Here is a 23,857-nt window from a genome sequence, read left to right as displayed (position 1 = left end):
GGGGCTCCGCCCCCGACCCCGCGCCTCAATCGCCGGCGAGGCTGGATTTCGCTGCGCGAAATCAGCCCGTCTGGGGGCACCACCCACGGCCGCCAGGCCGTAGGGGGAGCTTGAGGACACCGCGCGAAGCGCCGTACGGGTCCTGGGCGGAGCCCCGGTTCGGGAAGGGGCGGGGTGGGGACCTCACTCCACCCGGTCGTACGCCGCGCGCAGGCCCTCGCGGGCGGCGGCCAGCGCCGCCTCGTGCGAGAGGCCGAGGCGGCGCACCTCCGCCGCGAACGTCGCCGCCGCCGCCGCGGCCTGACGGGCCGCCGCGTCGCCCGCCGCCGCCACGAACGTGCCGTTGCGGCCGCGGGTCTCGATCACGCCGTCGCTCTCGAGTGCCCGGTACGCCTTGGCCACGGTGTTGGCCGCGAGGCCCAGTTCCTCGGCCAGGCCGCGGACGGTCGGCAGCCGGTAGCCCACCGGCAGCTCGCCCGAGCGGGCCCGCTCGGAGATCTGGGCGCGCACCTGCTCGTACGGCGCGTCGGCGCCTTCCGGATCGATGGTGATGTTCAAGGTCACGGCGCGATTGTCCCCCACCGCACCGATATTGGGAGGCGCGGCGGTACGGCGGCACGTAGCGTGCGGCCCCATGACTGTCATTGTCCGAGATCTCCGTGCCGACAGCGCGGAGGACGCCGAGGCCGTGACCCGGATCCGGCGTGTGGTGCTTCCGTTCGACGTGACCACCGCCGAGTCGGTCCTCTTCGGCGTGCGCACCGCCAACCCGGCCAAGAAGTACCGCCTGCTGGTGGCCGAGCGGGACGGCGCCGTCATCGGCATGTCGCACGTCGGCATCGCCTACGACGCCGCCGAGCCCGGACTCGCGTACGCGAACCCGGTCGTCCACCCCGAGCACCGGGGGCAGGGCGCGGGAGGGCTGCTGCTGCGCACGGCCGAGGAGCATCTCGCCGGCGAAGGCGCTCGCTCCCTGTTCTCCTGGGTCGAGGACACCCCCGCGTGCCGGGCGTTCGCCGAGAAGCGCGGCTTCCGTCCCAGCCGCGCGGCGCACTTCCTGCGCCTCGGCCTGGCGGCCGGGACGCTGCCCGGCCTGCCGCCGCTGCCGGCCGGGGTCGAGCTGCGGACGGCCGCGGACTACGAGGACGACCCGCGCCCCCTGTTCCGCGCGGACGCCGAGGCGACGTCCGACGAGCCGAGCGACGTCGGTGCGGACTTCACCGACTACGACGACTGGATCCGCCACACGTGGGAGAACCCGCTGCTCGACCGCGGCCTGTCCACGGTGGTCGTCGTGGACGGCGAGATCGCCGCGTTCACCGCGGCCATGACCGACCGCGAGACCCGCTATCTGAGCGGCATGACGGGCACGATGCGTGCCCACCGGGGCAAGGGCTTCGCGAAGCTCGCCAAGACGGATTCGCTGCGCCGGGCCAGGGAGGCCGGTTTCACGGACGCGTTCACGAGCAATGACGCCGACAACGGCCCCATGCTGGCGGTCAACCGGTGGTTCGGCTACGAGATCTGCGCCTCGGAGGTCCGGCATGTCCGCACTCTCGGCTGAGGTCCGCCTGGTCAAGGCCGGGGCGACGAAGATCCGTTACCCGGCGGAGCTGCTCTCCGACGACGGCACGCATCTGGTGGTGCGGGCTCCGTGGGCCGCCCCGGGGGTCCGTGACTTCGGCTTCGTGCGGTTCGAGCCGGGGGATGTGTTCACCGAGCACTACTGGCGCGACCGGTGGTACTCGGTGAAGGAGGTCCGCACGGGCGCGGGTGTGCTCAAGGGCTGGTACTGCGACATCACCCGGCCCGCCGTGGCCGGCGGCGGCGAGGTGGTCGTCGAGGACCTGGACCTGGATCTGTGGGTGTCTGCGGACGGGCGGACGGTCCTGCGTCTCGACGAGGACGAGTTCGCCGAGAGCGGCCTCGCCGACCGGGACCCGCAGGCGGCGGAGGAGGCCGTGCGCGCTCTCGACGAACTCGAACTCCTCGCCCGCGGCGGCTCCTTCAGCGACCTCCTCGGCTGACCGGAAGCACCACCGCCCGGTCCGGCCCGTCCGCGTCGTACGCGACGGAGTCGCCGTCCTCGTGCCAGTGGACGACGAACCTCTCCCTGGCCCGGTAGGCCTCCAGCCCTGCCCGGCAGTAGGCGACCATGTCGCCGGGCAGGGCGTCCAGCCGGTGCCAGGCGATCTCGGAGCACTTGTCCGGCTCGCGGTTGTACGGCTCACCGGCCGTCTCGTGGTCCGCCTCGAAGAACCAGCCGGTGCGCGGCTGACCCCCCGGGCCGCGGTGCTGCATGACCAGGGCGGCCCGCAGATCACCGGGCGCCAGCTCGACGCCGATCTCCTCGGCCGCCTCGCGCACCATCGCGGCACGCACGTCCTCGCCGTCCTCCACGTGGCCCGACGGTCCGTTCCACAGGCCGTCGGCGTAGCCCGTGTTCGCGCGGCGGGCGAGCAGCACCTCGTCCCCGCGGCGCAGCACCAGGTGCACATCGATCACCTCGGTGTGCCGGCGGAGCGCTGCCGTGCACGCCACCAGCGCGTAGCGCTCGTCGTCGACGGCCCTGCCCCACAGGGCCGGGTCCTGCGACAGGGCTTCGTGGTGGATCCGCTCGGCCAGCGGTGCGAGGGCCTCGGTCAGCCGCTCGGCCGGCAGTCCGTCGCCGCCCCAGACGCCTTCGACGAGGACGAGCCGGCCTCCCGGGCGCAGGAGCGAGGCCCAGTGGCGCAGGACGGCCTCGGGATCGGGCAGAAGCCACACGACGTGCCGGGCGAGGACGACGTCGAACCGGCGCTCGCCGACCGGGGGCCGGTCCGCGGTGCCCTCGACGATCTCGGCGCCCGTGCCGGCGAGCTTGGCCCGTGCCCGGGCGACCATGCCGGGCGAGAGGTCGACGCCGGTCACCCGGTGACCCTGCTCGGCGGCGAGGAGGGACAGACTGCCCGTGCCGCAGCCGAGGTCGAGCACGTCGGACGGGTGCGGCGGCAGCCACTGCCGGAGCCGCTCCGCCCAGGCACGCCGGACCACGGGGTCCGCGAGGCCGTGGTCGGGCTCCTGGTCGAAGGTGCCCGCCATGGCGTTCCAGTCGATCGTCGTCATGGTCCGATCGTCGCAGCCGCCACTGACAACCGGCCCCTGACGGGCTCCTGTTCGGGTCAGCGGCTTGCGGTAGTGGAAGCGGTCGTACTGCCCGTCGACCCGGCGCTCCACCAGTTCGTAGCCGTAGCGCTCGTACAGCTTCTGGTTCTCCCACATCGTCGCGTTGGTCAGCAGCCGCACCGCGGGCAGGCCGAGTTCCCGTGCGCGCGATTCCACGAAGGCCGGCAGGCGGCGGCCGAGGCCGGGGCCTGGACATCCGGATGGACGGCGATGTTGTCGAGACGGAGGTGGTCGGCCTCGGTCCGCAGGACCACGAGGCCGACCACCGTGGCCGCGTCGGTCACGGCCTTCACCCGCGGAACGTCGTCGGTCAGCGCGAGGGGGTCCCCCCACGCCCGCAGGGGCGTAGGGGGAGGGTGTCCGGTGTCATGCCGACACAGTGCGGCGGCGGACGATCACCTTCTTCAGCAGCGGCCACGCCAGCAGGATCGCGATCACCGCGTACACGGTCACGGAGAAGGGAGTGTTGACCAGGCCCGTGACGCTGCCGTCGCTGATCTGCAGGGCGCGGCGCAGCTGCTGTTCGGCGGCCGGGCCCAGGATGACGCCGATCACCGCGGGCAGCACGGGCAGTCCGTAGCGCCGCATGCCGAACCCGATGAGGCCGATGACCAGCAGGATCACCAGGTCGAGTGCCTCACCGCCGACGGCGTACGCGCCGACCGCGGCGAAGAACAGGATGCCCGCGTAGAGGTACGGGCGCGGGATGCGCAGCAGCTTCGCCCAGACCGGCGCGAGCGGCAGGTTGAGCGCGAGCAGCAGCACCATGCCGACGAAGAGGGAGGCGATCAGGCCCCACACCAGGTCGGGTTCGCGCTCGAAGAGCAGCGGTCCGGGCTGGATGCCGTACTGCTGGAAGGCGGCCAGCATCACGGCGGCGACGGCGGTGGTCGGCAGACCGAGCGTCAGCATCGACACGAGCGTGCCCGCGGCCGACGCGGAGGCCGCCGACTCGGGTCCGGCGACGCCCTCGATGGCGCCGCGGCCGAACTCGTCCTTGTGCCGGGACAGCCGCTTCTCGGTCACGTAGGACAGGAAGGTGGGGATCTCCGCACCGCCGGCCGGGATCGCGCCGAACGGGAAGCCGATGACCGGCCCGCGCAGCCATGCCTTCCAGGTGCGCTTCACGTCGGAACCGGCCAGCCACGGGCGGCCGACGGGAATGGGCTCGCCCGCCGTGCGGCGCAGGTGGGCGGCGACCCACAGGGCCTCGCCGATCGCGAAGAGACCGACGGCGACGATGACGACGTCGATACCGTCCGCGAGCTGGAGCGAGCCCAACGTGAGGCGCTGCTGGCCGGTCATCTGGTCCAGGCCGACGAGGCCGATGGTGAGGCCGATCAGCAGGGAGGCCAGTCCGCGGATGCGGGAGGAGCCGAGCACCGAGGTGACGGCGATGAAGGCCAGCACCATGATGGCGAAGTAGTCGGGCGCGCCGATGTCGACGGCGAGGCCGGCGACCGTGGGGGCGAGCGCGACGAGCAGGATCGTGCCGATCATGCCGCCCGTGAAGTGGCCGACGGCGGCGGCGGCGAGCGCCTGGGCGCCCCGCCCGGCCTTCGCCATCGGATTGCCCTCCAGCGCGGCGACGACGGCCGCGCTCTCGCCCGGGGTGTTGAGCAGGATGGAGGTGGTCGAACCGCCGAACATCGCGCCGTAGTAGATGCCGGCGAACATGATGAACGCGCCGGTCGGCTCCAGTCCGTACGTCACCGGCAGCAGCAGCGCCACCGCCATCGCCGGGCCTATGCCGGGCAGGACGCCGATCGCGGTGCCGAGCAGCACGCCGATCACGGCCCAGAGCAGGTTGACGGGCGTCAGCGCGGTGCCGAAGCCGTCGAGAAGGGAGTTCAGGGAATCCATCAGAGCACTCCCATCAGCGGGCCGCCGGGCAGCGGGACGCCGAGCAGGTTGTTGAACACGAAGTAGGTGACCACGGACAGGACCGCGGCGATGAGCGGATCACGGTCGTGGTGCCTGCTGCCGAGCGCGAAGGCGGAGCCCCAGAAGAGCAGCGCTCCGGCGACGGGGAAGCCGAGCGGGCCGATGAGCGCGGCGAAGGCGAGGAAGACGCCGCCGAGGAGCAGGACCGTGCGCCAGTCGCTCGGCTCGCTCAGGTCGATGTCCTCGCCGCCTTCGGCCTCGCCGCGGCCGCCGCGCAGGACGTCGACCGCGAGGAGGACGGCGACGACCAGCAGGCCGCAGCCGACGACGATGGGGACGGTCCTGGGTCCCACGGGTCCGCGCTGGGCGATGTCGACGTTCATGGTCAGTGCGTCGGTGAGGACGAGGACGCCGATGACGAGGAGCAGCAGGCTCACGCCGAGTTCGGAGTGCTCGCGCAGCCAGGAGCCGCGGACGTCGGCAGTACGGGTGGTGTCAGGGGCTTCGGCGCTCACAGTCCCAGCTCCTTCAGCACCGAGTCGACCTCGTCGTCCTGCTCCTTGAGGAAGTCGCCGAAGAGATCGCCGGTGAGGAAGGCGTCGTCCCAGCCGTTCTTCTTCAGGGACTCCTGCCACTGCCTCGACTTGTGCATCTCGGTGACGAGCCGTATGAGCTTGTCGCGCTCCGCGTCGCTCAGTCCGGGCGGTGCGACGATGCCGCGCCAGTTGGTGAAGTCGGTGTCGAGGCCGGCCTCGCGCAGGGTGGGGGCGTCGAGTCCGGGGACGCGCATCGGGCCGGTGACGGCCAGCAGCCGCAGCTCTCCGGACTTGATCTGGTCGAGGTACTCGCCGACGCCGGAGACGCCGAAGGCGACCTTGTTGCCGAGGATCGAGGCGAGCAGTTCGCCGCCGCCGTCGAAGGGGACGTAGTTGACGGACTTGGGCTCGATGCCGGCGGCCCGGGCCATCAGCATGGGCGCGAGGTGGTCGGGGCCGCCGGGCGAGGAGCCGCCGCCGACGGCGAGCTTGCCCGGGTTCTTCTTCCATGCGTCGACCAGCTGGCCGATCGTCCTGTACGGGGAGTCCTTGGAGACCACGACGATGTCCTGCTCCTCGGTGAGCCGGGCGATCGGTGTGGTGTCGGCGAGGGTCTTGGGCGCCTTGTTGGTGTGCACGGCGCCGACGACGCCGAGCCCCATGGACATGGCGAGCTTGCCGTTGCCGTGCTCGCCGACGAGGCGGGTGAGCCCGACGGTGCCGCCGGCTCCGGGGAGGTTGAAGACCTCGATGCCGTGGGTGAGCCCGGCGTCCTCGGCGTTCTTGGCGGCGGTGCGGGCGGTGATGTCGTAGCCGCCGCCGGGGGTGTTGGGGACCATGAAACGCAGGCCGGGGATCTGCGTGCCGGTGTCGGTGCCGCCGTCCGTGGAGAGCAGCGGCGGCACGGCGAACACCAGGAGCGCGGCCCCGAGCAGGGCGATGGAGGTGCGCAATCGCACGGGAGGCCTCTCATGAGCGGTGAGTAGGAGCTGTGAGGTGGCCCACATGTTGCCTGCGCGTTAAGAAGCTGTCTCTCTTCCGGAATCAACGGACGTTGTGGTCCTTGTGGTCGCGGCTTAGCGTGGCGGCGTGACCAAGGTGCTGGTGGTGGACGACGACTTCATGGTCGCCAAGCTGCACAGCCGCTATGTGTCCGCGACGAAGGGGTTCACGGTCGTCGGCGTGGCCCACAGCGGTGCGGAGGCGTTGCGCGCCGCGGAGCGGCTGCGGCCCGATCTCGTGCTGCTCGACGTGTATCTGCCCGACATGGACGGGATCCGTGTGCTGCGGGAACTGCGGGCGGCCGAGGCGGGCGACCCGGACCGGGTGAGCGCGGACGCACTGTTCATCACGGCCGCACGGGATGCGGCGGTGGTGCGGTCCGCGCTGCGGGCGGGGGCGCTGCACTACCTGATCAAGCCGTTCAACCAGGCGGCGCTCCAGGAACAGCTGCGGCACGTGGCGTCGCTGCGTTCTCGGCTGGAGCGGCTGGACGAGGCGCGCCAGGAGGATGTGGACCAGATCTTCGGCACCCGCCCGCCGGGGTCGCGCGAGCTGCCGAAGGGGCTCGCCCCGCACACGGCGGAGCTGGTCGAACGCATCCTGCGCGACCACCCGGGCGACCTGTCGGCCTCGGAGTGCGCCGAGGCCGGCTCGCTGTCCCGCGTGAGCGCCCGCCGCTACCTGGAGTACTTCGCGGAGACGGGCCGCGCCGAGGTGACGCTGCGTTACGGAGGCACGGGGCGCCCGGAACGCCGCTACCGCCGCGTGGGCTGATCCGCGGTTGTTCAGCCGGACTCCGCCGGTGGCTGGTGGAGTCCGAAGGGGGAGCCCTGGTCGTCCTGGCACAGCTGGAAGCGGCCGAAGCGCGCGACGGACTCCTCGTCGCCGCTCGGGTCGGCGTCCTCCACCGTCCCGCCGAGTCCCCTGACCCGGGCGACCGCCGCCCGCATGTCGTCGACCCGGAAGAACACGTACGGGCTCGCGCCCGGGTCCTGGCCGTGCACGCCGCCGGGTACGCCGGCCGTGCGGATGGCGTACCCACCGCCCTCCGTCGTACCGGCCTCGAAGCTCCAGCCGAACAGGCCGCCGTAGAAGGTCCGGGCCCGCTCCGAGTCGCCCACGCCCAGTTCGAAGAAGGAGATCTCCCCGGCCATCGCTCGCTCCCGGCATCGTGACGGACAGTGCCCGTCCCACGGTACGGCCCGGGTCCGGGTGCCGCACGCGAGCGGTCGGCTTTCTGAGCCCCTTCTTAGCGTCGCCTTAAGCGGAGCATAAGGATCGCCATTCCCCGCTCCCAGCAGGCGATTTCGCGGTGATCAGGGGCTAGCTTGCTGATCGCCGGGGCCGGTTCGAGCAGTCGGCGCCGTAGTCCTACGGGGGGCCGCACCGCCGGTTCGAGCCGGGCCCCGCCCCTCACGCCTCCGCCGCCATTCGAAGGAGAACGTCACCATGACCGCTCGCAGGGCCGCCACGGTCGCCGCACTCGGTCTCGCCCCGGTCGCGCTGGCCGGCCTGGCCGCCGCTCCGGCGGCCGCCCACGGGTCGATGACGGATCCGGTCAGCCGGGTGTCCGCCTGTTTCGCCGAGGGGCCGGAGAGTCCGGTGTCGCAGGCCTGCAAGGCGGCGGTCGCGGCGAGCGGCACGCAGGCGTTCTACGACTGGAACGAGGTCAACATCGCCAACGCCGCGGGCAACCACCGGCAGCTGATCCCGGACGGCGAGCTGTGCAGCGCGGGCCGTGACAAGTACAAGGGGCTCGACCTGCCCCGCGCCGACTGGCCCTCCTCGCCGCTCGCCTCGGGGAACCACACCTTCCGGTACCAGGCGACCGCTCCGCACAAGGGCACCTTCGAGTTGTACCTGACGAAGGACGGCTACGACCCGACGAAGCCTCTGAAGTGGTCCGACCTGGAGGAGAAGCCGTTCGCGAAGGTCACGAACCCGAAGCTGGAGAACGGCGCGTACGTCTTCGACGGCGTCGTGCCCAACCGGTCGGGACGGCACCTGGTCTACTCGATCTGGCAGCGCTCGGACTCCCCGGAGGCGTTCTACACGTGCTCCGACGTGGTGTTCGGCAAGGACAGCGGCGGCGTTCCGGCGCCGGCCGCCTCCGCGCCCTCGGACCAGGAGATCGCACAGGGCGCGGACAAGTCGACGGTGGACCACGGCGGTCACGGCGGTGACGACCACACGCAGGCGGTGGGTGCGGCCGCTCCCGCCGAGAAGCCCGACGCGGCACCGTCGTCCGAGCCCGCCGGCAACGCCCCCGAGGCGAAGGGCGCCGGTGCGCCGTCCGCCGCCCCGCAACCCTCGGGCGAGAACCTCGCCGAGACGGGCGGCGACAGCAGCACCACGTACATCGCGATCGGTGGCGCCGCCGCTCTCGCCGTCGGCGCCACGGCACTGTTCGGGCTGGGCCGCCGTCGGCCCGCGGTGTCGGGCGGACGCCACAGCCGCTGACACTTCCCGAGGCCCGAGGCGGCCGTCCGCTCCCGTGAGCGGACGGCCGCCTCGTCCGTGGGTCAGCCGAAGACGGAGGCGCAGGTGGTGGGCTTGGCGTGCGCGGGGTCGAGGGCGTTCGCCACCTCGTGGTAGGCGATCAGGTCGAACACGCCGATCGCGACGTGCTCGGACAGGTCGACGGGACACAGGTCCTGGAGCAGGACGTTGCGGACGTTCGGCCCGCTGAGGTACTGCGACCCGTAGGGCGTGACGACCTGGTCGTAGCGGGTGGCGATGACCGTGTAGCGCACGCCGGGGACGGTGTCGCCGCCCGCGTTGAGCTTGGTGAGGAATGCGGATCCGGCGACCTGGTCGGCGAGTGCGGGGGTGCGCTCGCTCAGGAGGTCGGCGGCGCCCGGGAAGTACGGCAGGAGCTTGGTGAGCCCGCCCAGGGTGGTGCCGTGGTTGCTCGGCGCGATGCCGACGAGGGCGTTCACCCTGTCCGCGCCGCCCAGGTACTTGAGGTAGTAGCGCGGCATCATGCCGCCCTGGGAGTGGCCGACGATGTCGGCCTCGGGCGCGCCGGTGGTGGCGAGGACCCGGTCGACGTAGGCGTCGAGTTGCTCTGCCGACTTGTCGACAGGACCGAGGCCGTGGAAGAAGGGCACGCCGGGGAGCTGCCCGTAGTCGAGGGAGAAGACGCAGTAGCCGCGCTTCACCAGGTACGGGGCGAGGGCGAGCCAGTTGTCGACGGAGTTGCCGAGGGTTCCGTGGACGAGGACGACGGGGCGGGGATGGGCGGCGGAGGGCTTGCAGGTGTCGTCGTTCCAGCCACTGGTGGGGGCAGTGGCGGTGGTGTCGGCGGTTGCGGTGGCAGTGGGGACGAGAGCGACGGCGACGGCCAGCAGGAAGGCTGACAGTGGTCGGAGCGCACGTTTCCAAGGCAGCATCGATCGGTCTCCTTGCGGCTCACGGGAGTTGCGATGGCTGAATGTGCTTGCCGTGCACACAACAACTTACGGACGGGTAACCGCACGGGGAAGTGACGCGTCGGTAAAGACTGACTCTTCGTCAATAGCGGTCGGCCCTACGTCCGTAGCCGCCGATCACCGCCGCCCGTCGCCTGTGCGGCCCGGTGACCTACGCGGCCAGCGACCCCGGCACGACCGCCCTCGGACCGAACCTGGCGCGGGCCCGGTCCGCCACGGCCTCGATCCGGCGCGCCCGTTCGTCGGCCGGGTCGAACGACAGCTGCCGGGCGGCGCGTTCGGCCGGCATCAGGCCCTCGGCTCGCAGCGACAGCCCGCGCACCCTGGCCCGCTGCAGTCCGAGCGACGCGTGCAGGGCGTACGCGGCGCCGGTGAGTGCCGCGGAGTGAGCGGTCGGCTCGCGCAGGGTGCGGGTGCGGACGGTCGTGGACCGGTCGGCGTAGCGCACGGTGAGGGTCAGGGAACGGCACACCTCGTGCTCGCCGCGCATCCGCGTGCCGAGCTCCTCGGCGAGCGAGAGCAGCGCCCTGCGGTGCTGCGCCTGTTCCAACTCGTCGAAGGGGAAGCTCCGTTCGGCGACGACCGAGGAGGAGAGGGCGCCCGGGACGACCGCCGTACGGTCGATGCCGCGCGCCCGCTCCCACACCTCACGGCCCGCCCGCGCGCCCAGGATCCGCTGGATCACGGCGAGCGGCGCGTCGGCGACGCGTCCGGCGGAGTCGAGGCCGTAGGCGCACAGGGTGCGGGCCGTCGCGCGCCCCACGCCGTCGAGCGCGGCGACCGGCTTGTCCGCCAGGAAGGCGGCGGTCTCGTCCTCCGCCACCACCAGGGTCGTACCGGGCACGGCCTCCCGCGCCGCCATCCGGGCGAGCATCGGGCCGGGGCCGGCTCCGATGACGCAGTCCACCCCGCAGTGCGCCAGCGCCCGAACCCGCAGCAGCGAGGCGAGCTCGGCCGTGTCCCGCCCGAAGTACCGTTCCGCGCCCCGGACGTCGACGAGCGCGGCGTCGGGCGGCAGCGCCTGGACGACAGGGCTGATGGTCCCCGCCACCCCGAGCAGGGCGGTCAGCATCGCCTCGCCCCCGGACTCTTCGGACGCCGGGGGCAGCAGGAAACGCACGTGGAGGATCATCCGGCGCTCCCCGGGCTCTGGTGCCACAGCTTCCGTCCGGTGGCGGCCGTGTCACCGGCCGGCCGCAGGTCGGCCCACGGGTTCATCTCGTAGCCCGTCGGCAGCTGGATCCGGCGGCCGCCCGAGGCGTCGCCGTCCGGGTGCGCGGCCGGGGCCGCCAGCCGGGCCGCGACCGCGTCGAGGCCGCCGGTGCGGCGCAGCTCCGCCAGTTCGGCCAGGTTCCAGGCCGCCGCGCCCACCACGCTGAGGCTGCGCGGTCCGCGCCGCTGCACCACTCCGCGTACCAGCAGCAGCCAGGAGTGGAAGACGGTGTGGGCGCAGGCGGCGTGGCTGTCGTCGAAGAAGGCGAGGTCGACCAGGCCGGTGCCGTCGTCGAGCGTGGTGAAGATGACCCGCTTGCCGGACCGGATCGGCGGCGTCTGGGTGGCCGCCTTGGCGCCCGCGACAAGCACCGTCTGGCCGTGCCGTGCGCCGCGCAGCCGCTGCGCGGAGAGCACCCCCAGCTCGGCCAGGAAGGCGTGGTGATCCTCCATCAGGTGGCGGGAGGCGTCCATGCCGAGGACGCCCAGCTCGGCGCTGAGGCGTTCCGCGTCACCGAGATCGGGCAGGCCGACGTAAGCGGTCTCCCGCCCCTGGGCGAGCGGGAGCTGGCTGCCGTACGACGCCGTTCCGCGTCCGCCGCGGTGGAGTTCGGCGAGGTGCAGCAGCAGGTCGCGGCGGTTGGCGCCGAAGGCGTCGAGGGCGCCGACCTGGGCGAGCCGTTCGGCGACGGGCCGGCCGGGGCGGGCGCGCTGCCAGAAGTCCAGGAGCGAGGAGTAGGGCTGCCCGGACTCGATGCGGGCCTTCTCGGCCTCGCTGATGCCGTGGACGTCCGCGAGGGCGAGCCGCAGGCCCCACCTCCCGGACGCCGTACCACCCTCACCATCAGACACCAGTTCGATTCGATGGGCGGCGCCCGACCGGTTGACGTCCAACGGCAGCACGGGCACCCCGCGCCGCCGCGCGTCCGCCAGCAGCAGCCGCTTCGGGTACATCCCGGGGTCGTGCGTGAGCAGCCCGGCGAAGAAGGCCGCCGGGTGGTGCGCCTTGAGCCAGGCCGACTGGTACGTGGGCACCGCGAAGGCGACGGCGTGCGCCTTGCAGAAGCCGTACGAGCCGAACGCCTCGACGATCTCCCAGGTGCGGGCGACCACTTCGGGCCCGTACCCCCTGGCCCCGGCGCGCTGCGCGAACCAGGCCTTGATCCTGCCCTGCGACTCGGGATCGGAGAGCCCGCGCCGCACCCGGTCGGCCTCGTCCCGGCCGCAGCCGGTCATGATGTTCACGATCTCGATGATCTGCTCGTGGAAGACGACCACCCCGTACGTCTCCTTCAGCGGCCCCTCCAGATCGGGATGCGGGTAGCGGACGGGCGCGCGGCCGTGCCGGGCCTCGATGAACGGCCGGACCATGTCGGCCGCGACCGGCCCCGGACGGAACAGCGAGATGTCCACGACCAGGTCGTGGAAGTTCTCCGGCTGCAGCCGTCCGACCAGGTCGCGCTGGCCCGGGGACTCGATCTGGAAGCAGCCCAGCGTCTCGGTGGACCTGATGAGCCGGTAGGTGTCCGGGTCCCCGGGCGGCAGGGAGTCGAGATCGACCTCCTCCCCGGAGACCCGGCGCACCTCGGCGACCGCGTGCGCCATCGCCGACTGCATCCGCACGCCGAGGACGTCGAGCTTGAGCAGCCCGAGCCTCTCCACGTCGTCCTTGTCGAACTGCGACATGGGGAAGCCCTCGCCGCTCGTGGGCACCACGGGGGTACGGGCGAGCAGCGAGGAGTCGGAGAGCAGCACACCGCACGGGTGCATGGCGACACCGCGCGGCAGCGCGTCCAACGCCTCGACCAGTTCCCACAGCCGTCCGCGCTGCTTCAGCTCCTTCGCGACCGGCTGGAGTTCGGGCAGCTCGTCGAGCGCGGCGCGCGCGTCGCGGGCGCGGATGTGCGGGAAGGACTTGGCGATCCGGTCGATCTCGGCCGGGTCCATCGACAGGGCCGCGCCCACGTCCCGTACGGCATGGCGCACCCGGTAGGTCTCGGGCATGGAGACGGTCGCGACCCGCTCCTCGCCGAAGCGGCCGATGATCGCGCGGTAGACGTCGAGGCGGCGGGCGGACTCGACGTCGATGTCGATGTCCGGCAGCACCCGCCGGCGCTTGGACAGGAAGCGCTCCATCAGCAGCCCGTGCTCGACCGGGTCGGCGTGCGCGATGCCGATGAGGTGGTTGACGAGGGCCCCGGCTCCGGAGCCGCGAGCGGCGACCCGGACGCCCATCCGCTTCACGTCGTCGACCACCTGGGCGACGGTCAGGAAGTAGGAGGCGAATCCGTGGTGGGCGATGATGTCCAGCTCGTGGTGCATCCGCTCCCAGTAGGCGCGCCGGCCCTCGTAGCCGCGCAGCACCATGCCGGCCGCGGCACGGGAGGCGAGCACCCGCTGCGCGGTGCGGTGCTCCGCGCCGACGAGGCGGGGCTCCGGGAAGTGCACGCTGCCGATCCCCAGGTCGTCCTCGGGGTCGACCAGGCAGGCCGCGGCCGTCTCCTCGGTCATGGCGAGCAGCCGGTACGCGGTGTCACGCCGGAAGCCGGCCGCCTCGGCGACCCGCTCGGCGGCACGGGCCATGGCGGCCGGGTCCTTGAGCCAGCGTTCGCCGCTGTCGAGTTCTGTGCGCGGGTCCACGGGCACGAGCCGGCGGGCCGAGTCGAGGACGTCGGCGACCGGGCCCTGGCCGGGGTCCGCGTACCGGACGGCGTTGGTCAGGACGGCCCGTACGCCCTGGTCGGCGGCGAGGCCGAGGGTACGGGCGGCGTGCCGCAGCGAGCCGGGGCCGGTGCCGGTGCGGCCGTGGTGGACGACCTCGAGGCACAGCCGGTCGCCGTACCGCTCGCGCCAGGGGCCGAGCAGCCCGGCGGCGCGGTCGGGGCGGCCGGCGGCGAGCGCGCGTCCGACCTCGGACGAGGGGCCGAGGAGCACGGTCAGTCCGTCGCCGTGGTTGTCCTGCCACGGCAGCAGCGGGCTCTCCCGGTCGGCCGCATGGGCGGCGGTGATCATCCGGCACAGGTCGGCCCAGCCCTGGCGGGAGCGGGCGAGGAAGACGGTCCGGGGCGCGGATTCGTCGATGAACGCGCCTCCGCGGACCGGTGTGCGGCGGCGTTCGGCGGGCCCCTCCCGGTGTTCGCGCTCCCCCACCGCGAGGTCCGCACCGAACAGCGGCCGTACGCCCGCGCCGGAGCACGCCTCGGCGAAACGGACCGTCCCCGCGAGGGTGTCGCGATCCGTCAGCGCGAGGGCGTCCATGCCCCGCTCGGCAGCGCACTCGGCAAGCCGCTCCGGGTGGGAGGCCCCGTATCGCACGGAGAACCCGGAAACGGTGTGCAGATGCGTGAAGCCCGGCATCCGCACCTCCTGGATCAGCCCGTCTCACCTCCCCTGTCCTTTCCACCATAGACCAAATTTCGAACACCCGTACGACAGTCGTACGACACGTGTCGACCGTGTCCGCCCCGGGCCGTCCCTCAGCCGTTCGACCCGGCCCCACCTGCGGGAACACCGGGTCCCGCCGGGCGTCGGGCCACTTACGGGAGAACGGCGCGGCGGGTCCGACGGGGTACGGGAGCTCTCCCCCACCCCACCCCGCACCCTTCCCGAACCCGGGGCTCCGCCCCGGACCCCACGGCCCCTGCGCCCGGACGGCGCGGCCCGGCACCGCGCTTCCCGCGGGCCAGCCGACTTGCCGGCCCCACGGTCGGTGCGGCCCCGCCGAGGGGCGACGCTCCCAGCCCCGCCGCGCGATGAAACGCGGGCTCGGGGCGGAGGCGCACGGGCGGCCCCCGTCGACGGGCACTTCCAGCCCCGCCGGCGCTTGAGGCGCGGGGCCCGGGGGCAGAGCCCCGACAAGAGCGACGCGGGGCCCGGGGCAGAACGGCCCGGGGGGCCACCACACAGGCGGCCCCCGTCGACGGGCACCTCCAGCCCCGCCGGCGCTTGAGGCGCGGGGCCCGGGGCAGAGCCCCGACAAGAGAGAAGCCGGCGTGGGCTCACGCGCAAGGGGCCCGGGGGCAGCGCCCCCGGGCCCCTGGTCACACCGGGTCAGCCGATCTCCGCGCCGAACGTCGACAGCGCCTCCGTCAGCGGCTGGAAGAACGTCTCGCCGCCCGACGAGCAGTCACCGCTGCCGCCCGACGTCAGACCGATCGCCGTGTCGCCCGCGAAGAGCGAACCGCCGCTGTCGCCCGGCTCGGCGCAGACCGTGGTCTGGATGAGACCCTCGACGATGTCGCCGTTGCCGTAGTTCACGGTCGCATCGAGTGCGGTGACCTCACCGTCGTGGACCTGCGTCGTGGAGCCGCTGCGCTGCACCTGCATGCCGACGGTCGCGTCACCCGCCTTGGCGATGGCCTGTGCGCTGCCGTTGTAGAGGTTGACCTCGCTCGGGTGCGCGGTGTCCCCGTTGTACTTCACCAGCGCGAAGTCGTTGCCCGGGAACTGCGAGTCGACCATCGTGCCGATGGCCGCGCCGCCCGCCGCGTCCGACCACTCGCTGCCGGACTGGCCGCAGTGGCCGGCGGTGATGAAGTGCGGCTCGCCGTCCTTGACGACGTTGAAGCCGAGGGAGCAGCGTCCGCCGCCCGAGTGGATCGCGTCGCCACCGGCGACGAACGGCTTGAACTCGCCTGCCGTCCGCTTGAGTTCGGCCCTCGCGCCAAGGCCCTCGACGACCTCCTGCAGCTTGGTCAGCTCCGCGCCCTCGACCGTACGGTCCGCCGTGACCACCAGCTTGTTCGTGACCGGGTCGGTCGCCCAGGAGGTGCCCGGGATGCGCGCCTTGTCGGCCAGCGTCTGCCGGGCGCCCGTCAGTTCGGCGAGCGTGTTCTCGACGATCCGGGCCTTTCCGCCCGCCTCGCGCACGGTCTGCGCGGCGTCCTCGGAGACCACGTTCACCACGAGGGCCTTGGCCTCGGCGTCGTAGTAGGCCCCGGCACCGTCGGCACCGAGGTCCTCCGTCAGGGAGAGGGCGAGCGTCCCCGCCGCCGGCGCTGTCAGGGACTTGAGGGCGTGCTGCTCGGTACTGTCACTGGCGTTCGCACTCTGGAACGTGACGGCCGCGGCGACCAGGGCGACGACCGCGCCGCCCGCAACTGCCGCTTTTCTCCTGGGTATACGCCGGTGCTTCACGACATGACCTCCTGTGGGGGCCGCGCCCGGACAAGTGGGGTGCCCGGACACGGAGGATGGGGCGCCCACTATTCCGAGGCGTCGCACTCGCACACAAGGCAGACCCTTGGACGGGCACACGACAACTAGCGTGATTTCACAGCCCCTTCACAGGGGCGGCGGTACCCCGCCGCATCCTGGACGCGGCGCCGCCCGCGTGTTGACATGACCGCAGGCGGCCGGGCAGCGGGACGAGCCCCCGCCGCGAACTGCGAGCGGGGGCTCAGGCGTCTGCCCCTGGGCAGGATCACCCGAGTCAGTAGACGCTGACTCCATAGGCGCTGAGCGCCTCGGTGACCGGCTGGAAGAACGTCGTGCCGCCGGTGGTGCAGTTGCCGCTGCCGCCGGAGGTCAGGCCGATGGCCCGGCTGCCGGAGTAGAGCGGTCCGCCGCTGTCGCCCGGTTCGGCGCAGACGTTGGTGCGGATCATGCCGTAGACGATGTCTCCGCCGCCGTAGTTGACGGTGGCGTTGAGCCCGGTCACGCTGCCGCTGTGGGTGCCCGTGGTGGAGCCGCGACGGGTGACGGACATCCCGACCGTGGCGTTGGCCGCGCTGGTGATGTCGACGCTGCCGACGGTGCCCGGGTGGGACAGCGAGGTGTTGGAGTAGCGGACGATGCCGTAGTCGTTGCCGGGGAAGCTGGATCCGGCCGTCGGGCCGATGGTGGTCGTCCGCGAGGAGTTGGTGTACCAGGTGCCCGCGCCGTCGGTGCAGTGACCGGCGGTCAGGAGGTAGTAGGTGCCGCTGCCGCTGCGGACGTTGAAGCCGAGGGAGCAGCGCCAGCTGGAGGCGTAGATGGCGTCGCCGCCCGAGATGAGCTTGGAGAAGGTGCCCGGGGTGCGTTCGATGCGCAGGGCGCCGGCGTTGTTTCCGACCTCGCGCTTGATCCGGGCGATCTCGGCCTGGGAGACCGTGCTGTCGGCCGTGACGACAAGGGTGTTCGTCGCCTTGTCGACGTGCCAGGCGGTGCCGGCCACGTCCGCTTCGAGTACGGCGTCACTCGCGGCGGAGAGCTGGCTCGCGCTGTAGGTCTGCGCCTGGTCGGCGCTGGCGGTGGCGGTGGGTACGGCCAGTGCTGCGGCCGCGATCAGGCCGGTCGACACGGCGAGCAGGCGGGTGCGTCTGCCGGTGGCGGTGCGGGGGATGGTGCGCTTGATCCTCACTTGTCGTTCCTCCCGAGGGGAAAGGGGGCCCTTTCGTGGGGTCGGGGCCCGGTGAGGCGCAGCCATGAAGCGCGGCGGGCCCGTTCGAAAGCCGAACATGCCGTGCTCCTGACAAGCGCTGCTCGGGAGTATTCGCGGCGTCAACCAACGGCACAAGGGCGGCTTTCGGCCGCCGTGCACATGCACGGCGGCCGGCCCCGGCGGCGGTCTGCCGCCGGGGCTGGTCCTGCTCGGCTGTGCTCGGGTCGCCCCCTAGGACGGGTCACCCGCCCACGAGGTTCCGTTCACCCGGACGCCGGTGTGCTCCTCGTACGGACGGCAGCGCCCGGGCAGCACCCAGCGCGGGTCGTACGCGGTGGCCTCGATGCCCCGGAACGCCGTGCGGGCGGGCGCGTCCGGGTCGAAGTCCCGTACGGCTCATAGCCCTTCGCGGCGCATGACGACCAGACGCCGGTCGTGCGCCACCCGGGACCCGGGGATGGGCGCGTGGTCGGCGGCGAGCCGGACGCTGCCGGTGAACGGCTGTCCGTCGACGGTGAGGGCGTCCTCGGCGGTGGCGGTGAGCGCCACCTCGTCCCCGTCCTCCGGCCATGTCCCCGGCACGGCCGGAATTCGACCCTCCGGGTGGTCGGAGAGCCTGGGGGGCGCCTCCGCCGAAGGCAGGGGGAGGGTGCCCGTGAGGGACAGCGGACCGTACGGCCCGGAGACCAGGGCGACGCGCTGCTCGTGCCAGGTGCGCCAGCTGAAGAAGGACGGCACGTACGACCGGATCCTGGAGAAGTGGGGCACGGCCGAGTCGGCGATCGAGCGGTCGCGGATCTCGCCGCCCGAGATCAGGTGACCCGCTCCGGGCGGGGGCGGAGCCTCCGGCCCCCGCCCGCCGGGCATGCGTCGGCCGGCTTCCGACTACCGGCCGGCCGACGGGTGCGTTCAGCAGTCGCATCCGCACCCGTCGCAGCAGCAGCTGTCTCCGCAGTTGCTGCAGCAGTCACAGCAGCTGCAGCAGTCACCGCAGTTGCTGCAGTCGCACTGATTGCACAGCCCCTCGCGCCGCTCCCGGCTCCACGGGTCCTCGAAGGTGCCGCAGCACATCTGGCAGGTGCAGGCCAGGCCGGCCCACACCAGGCAGCCGGCTATGAGCCCCCGGCGGTCGCGCCGCGGCGGCTCGGGCGGCAGCGGTCCGCCGGGGCCGCCCGGACCGCCGGGACCGGGGGCGTACGGATTGCCGGGCCCGTACGGACTGCCGGTGCCCGGCGCGTACGGACCGGGCTGGTGCGAGCAGGTCGTGGTGCCGAAGGACCGGTCGACGGAGTTGCGCAGTTCGTGCGCGAGCAGCACATGCACGAGCTTGTCGTCGACGAAGTCGGCGTCGCGCAGGGCGAGCCGGATGCCGTGCACGGCGTCGTCGGCGAGGCGGCGGGCCTCGGCGTGCGAGGTACCCGTGGCCGTCAGCGGGTTCCAGGCGCCCGACGCGTCGTCAGCCTCCTTGTCCTCCACGGCGTCCAGCAGATGCGCGAGCCGTCCGAAGAGCCGGCCGGCCTCGGCGAGCGGCTCCTTGTTCTGCGGCCGGCCCGCGAGCACCGCGGTGTGCGCGAACGCCGCCGCAGTCGCCGTCTCGGTCGGCTCGGTGACGGTGAGCAGCGAGGTGCCCGGGCCGGCCAGCGCCTCGATCCCGGTCTGCCGGTCGACGGCGTCGACGAGGACGGCCGTGTCGAAGCCGAGTGCGGCGCCCGAGCGTGCGCCCGCCCTGTCCCAGCCCGCGGCGACGCGCCGTGCCGCAGCGGCCACCGGCCTGCGGGCCAACACGCCGTCCCTGTCGGCGACGTGGTCGCGGACCTTCGCCGAGGCGAGCACGAGGGAGACGGCCGCGGCGAGCCTCGCGCCCTCGCCCCGGGCGACGGGCGCGGTGCGCATGGCGCGCAGCGGGCAGGGCCCGGCGGTGCGGCGCTGTGCGGGGGTGCGTTCGGTCTGAGCCTCCGTCAGGACCGAGACGATCAGGCCGTCGTAGTTCGTCACGATGCGGGCGAACTGGCCGTGGTCGGCGCGAAGCGCCAGGCACAGCCCGCACAGGTGCGCCATCCACTCGGTCCTCAGCGCGTCACCGAGCCGGTGCGAGCATGGCCTGACTATTCCGAACAAGACGGTCCCCCGGGAGTCGTTCGACAGATCGGGGGCATCGTACCGACGGGCCGTTCACCCGAACGTCCCCAACGTCACCCGTCTGGTCCGACTTTTATATTTTGATCCCCTCATGGCCCCTGTGCAGCAGGAACCTTGACGAATCGCCACATCTTCTGCACCAGTACCGTCACGAAACCTCTGCGCGGCGGCTATCGACTTGGCGCGCGATCCGCATGATGGACGACCATAGGGGTGCGGAAACGACAGAGACCGCAGTGAGACCACTGCAGCAGCGGAAGGAGGCGTCCATGGGTTCGGTACGCAAGGCGAGCGCCTGGCTGGGACTCGTCGAGGACAACGACGGGCGTTACTACGACGACGAGTACACCGAGGGCGCGGAGACGGGTGACGCATGGGTCACCGACCCGCGGGTGCGCGTGGCCTCCGAATCCGCCCAGCAGGAGGGCCGTCGGATCGCCACGGTCTCCCCGGACGGCTTCCGGGACGCCCGGGGCATCGGTGAGCTCTTCCGCGACGGCGTTCCCGTCATCGTGAACCTCACGGCGATGGAGTCCGCCGACGCCAAGCGTGTCGTGGACTTCGCCGCGGGCCTCGCCTTCGGCCTGCGCGGCTCGATCGAGCGCGTGGCGACGCGGGTCTTCCTGCTGACCCCCGCCGACACGCAGATCGTCAGCGGGGATCCCTCGGGTCGTTCGCAGGACGGTTTCTTCAACCAGAGCTGAGCGTGGGGGCACTCCCCCGGACTTCGTCCAGGGGCACCCACCCAGCGGCGGCTGGGGGACTCGCCTGTCGGCCGTCTCCGGTGTCCGGTCTACCGGAAGGCGTCGAGGCCGGTGAGCGCCTTGCCCAGCACGAGCTGATGCATTTCGACGGTGCCCTCGTAGGTGAGCACCGACTCGAGGTTGGTCGCGTGCCGCATGACCGGATACTCCAGGGAGATCCCGTTCGCGCCGAGGATGGTGCGTGAGGTGCGGCAGATCTCGATCGCCTCGCGCACGTTGTTGAGCTTTCCGAAACTGACCTGCTCCGGCCGGAGCTTCCCGGCGTCCATCCGCCTGCCCAGGTGGTGGGCGAGCAGGATGCCCTTGTGCAGCTCGACGGCCATGTCGGCGAGCTTCGCCTGGGTGAGCTGGAAGCCGCCGATCGGCCGGCCGAACTGTTCGCGCGTCTTCGCGTACTCCACCGCCGCCTCGAAGCTGGAGCGCGCGGCGCCCATCGCACCCCACACGATCCCGTAGCGGGCGTGGCTCAGGCAGCTGAGCGGTCCGCGCAGGCCGGTGACCTCCGGCAGCACCGCGTCGGCGGGCAGGCGCACGTCGTCCATGACGAGTTCGCTGGTCACGCTCGCGCGCAGCGACCACTTGTGCTTGATCTCGGGCGCGGAGAAGCCGGGGCTGTCGGTGGGCACGGCGAAGCCGCGGATGCCCTCGTCGGTCTGTGCCCACACGACCGCGACGCCGGCGACGGAGCCGTTGGTGATCCACATCTTGCGGCCGGTGAGCACCCAGTCGGAGCCGTCGCGCTTGGCGTACGTGCGCATACCGGCCGGGTCGGAGCCGTGGTCGGGCTCGGTCAGGCCGAAACAGCCGATGGTCTCGCCCACGGCCATGCCCGGCAGCCAGCGCTGCTTCTGCTCCTCGGAGCCGTAGCGGTGGATCGCGTACATGGCCAGGGACCCCTGGACGGACACGAGGGAGCGGATGCCGGAGTCGGCGGCCTCCAGCTCCAGGCAGGCCAGTCCGTACTGGACGGCCGTCGCGCCCGCGCACCCGTATCCGTCGAGGGACATGCCGAGCGCGCCGATGGAGCCGAGCTCCCGGGCCAGTTCGCGGATACCGGGGAGCTCGCCGCGCTCGTACCAGTCGGCGATGTGCGGCAGAACGCGGTCGGCCGCCCAGGAGCGGACGGTGTCGCGGACGGCGAGGTCCTCGGCGTCGAGCAGATCGTCGATGCCGAGCGGGTCGGCCGGGTCGAAGGGCGGAAGCTTCGAGGGTGCGGACATGAGGTGGCCTCCGGCGGCTCTCCCGCAGCTCGGCGCTGCGGAACACTGGTGACGGACTCTCGAAAACTAGCAACGCTAGTTACGACGGGAGCGACGTTACGGCCCAGTCTCCCGCGCGTCCAGAGCCACCGGCCCCCACCGCGTGCCCCTGTCCGAAGCCGACGAGATCCGCAGCACCGACGCACTCGGGAAGGGGCCGGGTCAGGCCGGGCTCTCGGGCCTGCGGCCGACCGGGACGGGCTCTGCGGGGGCGGTCGTGCGGCGCGCGGCGGGCACCTCCGGGCGGCGGGCCGCCGGGACGTCCGCTTCGCGGCGCCCCTCCGCCGCGCACTCCATCACCCGCGGCAGCCGCAGTGCGGCGAACGCGCCGATGAGCAGGAGACCCGCGCTCACCAGGAGCGTGACGTGCAGACCGTTCACGAAGGAGTGCCGCGCGGTGGTGCGCAGCAGGTCACCGACGGGGCCGCCGATGCGCTCGGCCTCCTGGTAGGCCTCGCCGAGCGAGTGCGCGGCGGCGGAGCTCGCGGACGCGGGCACCCCGGCGAGGGAGGCCACGGACGGTCCGTACGCCGCGTTCATCACGCTGCCGAGCAGCGCGATGCCCATACCGGCGCCGAGCTGGTAGGAGGTCTCGCCGATGGCGGCCGCTCCCCCGGCCTGCTCCGGCGGCGCCTCGCTGAGCATCGACTCGTACGCGGCGAAGAGCGTGGTCTGCAGGCCGAAGCCGAGCAGGACGAAGCCCCCGGTGAGCAGCAGCGGCCGGTCGTGCTGCCCCATCAGGACGAGCAGCAGCACGGCGGCGGCCGTGAGGACGAAGCCCCAGCCGACCATCCGGCGCGGCCCGACGCGGCGCAGGGTGTACGAGCCCGTGGCGCCCGCGGCCATCGCCGCGAAGGTCAGCGGCAGCAGGCGCAGCCCGGTCTCCAGGGGGCTGAGCCCGAGGACCAGCTGGAGGTACTGGACCGCTATCAGCTCCAGGCCGACGAGCGCCAGCATCGCGAGGACGATGCAGCCGACGGAGGTCGAGAAGGCGGGCCGGGCGAACATGCGCATGTCGATGAGCGGGTGCTCGCGCCGCCTCTGGCGCCGCACGAAGACCACGAGCAGGACTGCGCCGACGAGCAGCGGCCCCACGGTCCCGATGTCGAGCAGTCCCTCGCCGGCGCCCAGCCGCTTGACCCCGAGGACCATTCCCAGCACACCGGCCGCGGCCATCAGCGCGCCGAGCACGTCCCAGGGACCGTCGTGCCCGCCGCGGGACTCGGGCAGGAGCCAGCGGCCGACGGGAAGGATCAGGGCCATCAGCGGAATGTTGACGAGGAAGACCGAGCCCCACCAGAAGTTCTCGACGAGGAAGCCGCCGAGCACCGGTCCGGTGGCGGCGCCCACGGCGGCGACCGCGGTCCAGATGCCGATGGCCGTGGCCCGCTCGCGCCGGTCGGGGAAGACGGCCCGCAGGATCGAGAGCGTCGCCGGCATGATCATCGCGCCGCCGACACCCAGCAGCGCGCGGGCGCCGATCAGCACCTCGGGGCTGGGTGCGAAGGCGGCGACGGCGGAGGCCAGGCCGAAGAGGCCGTAGCCGATGAGCAGCAGCCGTCTGCGTCCGACCCGGTCGCCCAGCGTGCCGAACATGATCAGCAGTGAGGCGCAGACGAGGGGATAGGCGTCCACGATCCACAACAGCTCGACGCCGCTCGGACGCAGGTCCTCGGTGACCGCGGGGACGGCGACGTGCAGGACGGTCGCGTCCAGGGCGACCAGCAGCAGGCTGACGCAGAGGACTATCAGGACGACCCAGCGGTTGGCACCGCCGCCGGCAGCGCGCAGGCGTGCCCCGGCCGTGGTCGTCACGGACATGTACGAACCTCCCAGTGAAGCCTCGCGCTCGGTGGACCGGCCGGGGGACGGTGCTGGTGGCTGGTCCCGCAGGGCGGCCCGGCATCGACGGGCGAGTGGCGCCAGCGTACGCGAGTTCGCGCGCGGTGCGCGTGGCCGATCTCTCACCTCCGCTCAGGGCCGGGTGTGGCGTACGCCACTCCCTCCGGCGCCCGGGGCGGACACGGAGCCGTCCTGAACGGCACGGAAATTCCACGCACTGACCCGGTGAACCATTTTCGGCGTGCGCTGTGAATGCCTCCGG

General features: G+C 72.7%; 19 protein-coding genes and 2 pseudogenes. 6 read left to right on the top strand and 15 right to left on the bottom strand.

Annotation, left to right across the window (positions count from 1 at the left end):
- Window positions 1-183: 183 nt before the first annotated feature.
- Window positions 184-564 carry a GntR family transcriptional regulator gene (locus ACWD0A_RS25160; RefSeq protein WP_307716241.1) on the bottom strand — a complete coding sequence of 127 codons (381 nt, stop codon included), beginning with the start codon at window positions 562-564 and terminating at the stop codon, window positions 184-186.
- A 70-nt stretch (window positions 565-634) separates the two neighbouring features.
- Between ACWD0A_RS25160 and ACWD0A_RS25155 the strand changes: the two genes are divergently transcribed.
- Both ACWD0A_RS25155 and ACWD0A_RS25150 read left to right on the top strand, forming a co-directional pair.
- Window positions 635-1,564 (top strand): GNAT family N-acetyltransferase, encoded by a 930-nt coding sequence (locus ACWD0A_RS25155; protein WP_451301600.1) that lies wholly within the window; start codon window positions 635-637, stop codon window positions 1,562-1,564.
- A complete protein-coding gene (locus ACWD0A_RS25150; RefSeq protein WP_451301598.1) occupies window positions 1,545-2,027 on the top strand; it encodes a DUF402 domain-containing protein in 483 nt (160 codons plus the stop codon). The genes ACWD0A_RS25155 and ACWD0A_RS25150 overlap by 20 nt, the downstream gene beginning before the upstream one ends.
- Here ACWD0A_RS25150 and ACWD0A_RS25145 read toward each other — a convergent pair.
- From ACWD0A_RS25145 to ACWD0A_RS25130, 4 genes are all read right to left on the bottom strand, one after another.
- Window positions 2,008-3,321 (bottom strand): methyltransferase domain-containing protein, encoded by a 1,314-nt coding sequence (locus ACWD0A_RS25145; protein ID WP_451301596.1) that lies wholly within the window; start codon window positions 3,319-3,321, stop codon window positions 2,008-2,010. The two genes, ACWD0A_RS25150 and ACWD0A_RS25145, sit on opposite strands and share 20 nt — an antisense overlap.
- 210 nt (window positions 3,322-3,531) lie before the next feature.
- Window positions 3,532-5,028, bottom strand: a complete 1,497-nt coding sequence (locus ACWD0A_RS25140; RefSeq protein ID WP_451301594.1) for a tripartite tricarboxylate transporter permease — start codon at window positions 5,026-5,028, stop codon at window positions 3,532-3,534.
- On the bottom strand, window positions 5,028-5,564 hold the full coding sequence (locus ACWD0A_RS25135; RefSeq protein ID WP_451301592.1) for a tripartite tricarboxylate transporter TctB family protein: 537 nt from the start codon (window positions 5,562-5,564) through the stop codon (window positions 5,028-5,030). The genes ACWD0A_RS25140 and ACWD0A_RS25135 overlap by 1 nt, the downstream gene beginning before the upstream one ends.
- A complete protein-coding gene (locus ACWD0A_RS25130; protein WP_451301590.1) occupies window positions 5,561-6,544 on the bottom strand; it encodes a Bug family tripartite tricarboxylate transporter substrate binding protein in 984 nt (327 codons plus the stop codon). The genes ACWD0A_RS25135 and ACWD0A_RS25130 overlap by 4 nt, the downstream gene beginning before the upstream one ends.
- 130 nt (window positions 6,545-6,674) lie before the next feature.
- On the opposite strand from ACWD0A_RS25130, the gene ACWD0A_RS25125 reads away from it, so the two are divergent.
- Complete coding sequence (locus tag ACWD0A_RS25125; RefSeq protein WP_451301588.1) at window positions 6,675-7,361, top strand: response regulator; 687 nt, start codon at window positions 6,675-6,677, stop codon at window positions 7,359-7,361.
- Between the two features lie 11 nt (window positions 7,362-7,372).
- Here the strand turns inward: ACWD0A_RS25125 and ACWD0A_RS25120 are convergent, their stop codons facing one another.
- On the bottom strand, window positions 7,373-7,741 hold the full coding sequence (locus ACWD0A_RS25120; RefSeq protein WP_451301586.1) for a VOC family protein: 369 nt from the start codon (window positions 7,739-7,741) through the stop codon (window positions 7,373-7,375).
- 295 nt (window positions 7,742-8,036) lie between these two features.
- Here ACWD0A_RS25120 and ACWD0A_RS25115 point away from each other — a divergent pair, with 295 nt between their 5' ends.
- The gene (locus tag ACWD0A_RS25115; protein WP_451301584.1) at window positions 8,037-9,047 is read left to right on the top strand and encodes a lytic polysaccharide monooxygenase; all 1,011 of its coding nucleotides are present in this window, start codon (window positions 8,037-8,039) and stop codon (window positions 9,045-9,047) included.
- Window positions 9,048-9,109: 62 nt separating this feature from the next.
- Here ACWD0A_RS25115 and ACWD0A_RS25110 read toward each other — a convergent pair whose 3' ends face one another.
- From ACWD0A_RS25110 to ACWD0A_RS25085, 6 genes and pseudogenes are all read right to left on the bottom strand, one after another.
- On the bottom strand, window positions 9,110-9,979 hold the full coding sequence (locus ACWD0A_RS25110; protein ID WP_451301582.1) for an esterase/lipase family protein: 870 nt from the start codon (window positions 9,977-9,979) through the stop codon (window positions 9,110-9,112).
- A gap of 190 nt (window positions 9,980-10,169) precedes the next feature.
- A complete protein-coding gene (locus tag ACWD0A_RS25105; RefSeq protein WP_451301580.1) occupies window positions 10,170-11,150 on the bottom strand; it encodes a DNA polymerase Y family protein in 981 nt (326 codons plus the stop codon).
- The gene (locus ACWD0A_RS25100; protein WP_451301578.1) at window positions 11,147-14,587 is read right to left on the bottom strand and encodes a DNA polymerase III subunit alpha; all 3,441 of its coding nucleotides are present in this window, start codon (window positions 14,585-14,587) and stop codon (window positions 11,147-11,149) included. Before ACWD0A_RS25100 ends, ACWD0A_RS25105 begins: the two co-directional genes overlap by 4 nt.
- 693 nt (window positions 14,588-15,280) lie before the next feature.
- Complete coding sequence (locus tag ACWD0A_RS25095) at window positions 15,281-16,366, bottom strand: S1 family peptidase (protein WP_451301576.1); 1,086 nt, start codon at window positions 16,364-16,366, stop codon at window positions 15,281-15,283.
- A 295-nt stretch (window positions 16,367-16,661) separates the two neighbouring features.
- Window positions 16,662-17,570, bottom strand: a complete 909-nt coding sequence (locus ACWD0A_RS25090; protein WP_451301574.1) for a S1 family peptidase — start codon at window positions 17,568-17,570, stop codon at window positions 16,662-16,664.
- 285 nt (window positions 17,571-17,855) lie between these two features.
- Window positions 17,856-18,341: pseudogene (locus ACWD0A_RS25085) on the bottom strand (DUF1684 domain-containing protein); the annotation flags it as partial.
- Between ACWD0A_RS25085 and ACWD0A_RS25080 the strand changes: the two are divergent.
- Window positions 18,304-18,411 (top strand): annotated as a pseudogene (locus tag ACWD0A_RS25080) (ABC transporter substrate-binding protein); the annotation flags it as partial. The pseudogenes ACWD0A_RS25085 and ACWD0A_RS25080 overlap by 38 nt on opposite strands.
- A gap of 89 nt (window positions 18,412-18,500) precedes the next feature.
- On the opposite strand, the gene ACWD0A_RS25075 reads toward ACWD0A_RS25080, so the two are convergent.
- Window positions 18,501-19,709, bottom strand: a complete 1,209-nt coding sequence (locus ACWD0A_RS25075) for a DUF5685 family protein (protein ID WP_451301572.1) — start codon at window positions 19,707-19,709, stop codon at window positions 18,501-18,503.
- Between the two features lie 290 nt (window positions 19,710-19,999).
- Between ACWD0A_RS25075 and ACWD0A_RS25070 the strand changes: the two genes are divergently transcribed.
- Window positions 20,000-20,434, top strand: coding sequence for a cell division protein SepF (locus tag ACWD0A_RS25070; protein WP_451301570.1), 435 nt, complete (start codon window positions 20,000-20,002; stop codon window positions 20,432-20,434).
- A gap of 89 nt (window positions 20,435-20,523) precedes the next feature.
- Here ACWD0A_RS25070 and ACWD0A_RS25065 read toward each other — a convergent pair whose 3' ends face one another.
- A complete protein-coding gene (locus ACWD0A_RS25065) occupies window positions 20,524-21,714 on the bottom strand; it encodes an acyl-CoA dehydrogenase family protein (protein WP_451301568.1) in 1,191 nt (396 codons plus the stop codon).
- Between the two features lie 201 nt (window positions 21,715-21,915).
- The gene (locus tag ACWD0A_RS25060) at window positions 21,916-23,574 is read right to left on the bottom strand and encodes an MFS transporter (RefSeq protein WP_451301566.1); all 1,659 of its coding nucleotides are present in this window, start codon (window positions 23,572-23,574) and stop codon (window positions 21,916-21,918) included.
- Window positions 23,575-23,857 lie beyond the last annotated feature (283 nt).

The sequence above is a fragment of the Streptomyces sp. NPDC002867 genome, assembly GCF_053591895.1.
Note: the sequence above shows the minus strand (reverse complement) of the source record. Positions and strands in the feature narration are given on the sequence as shown.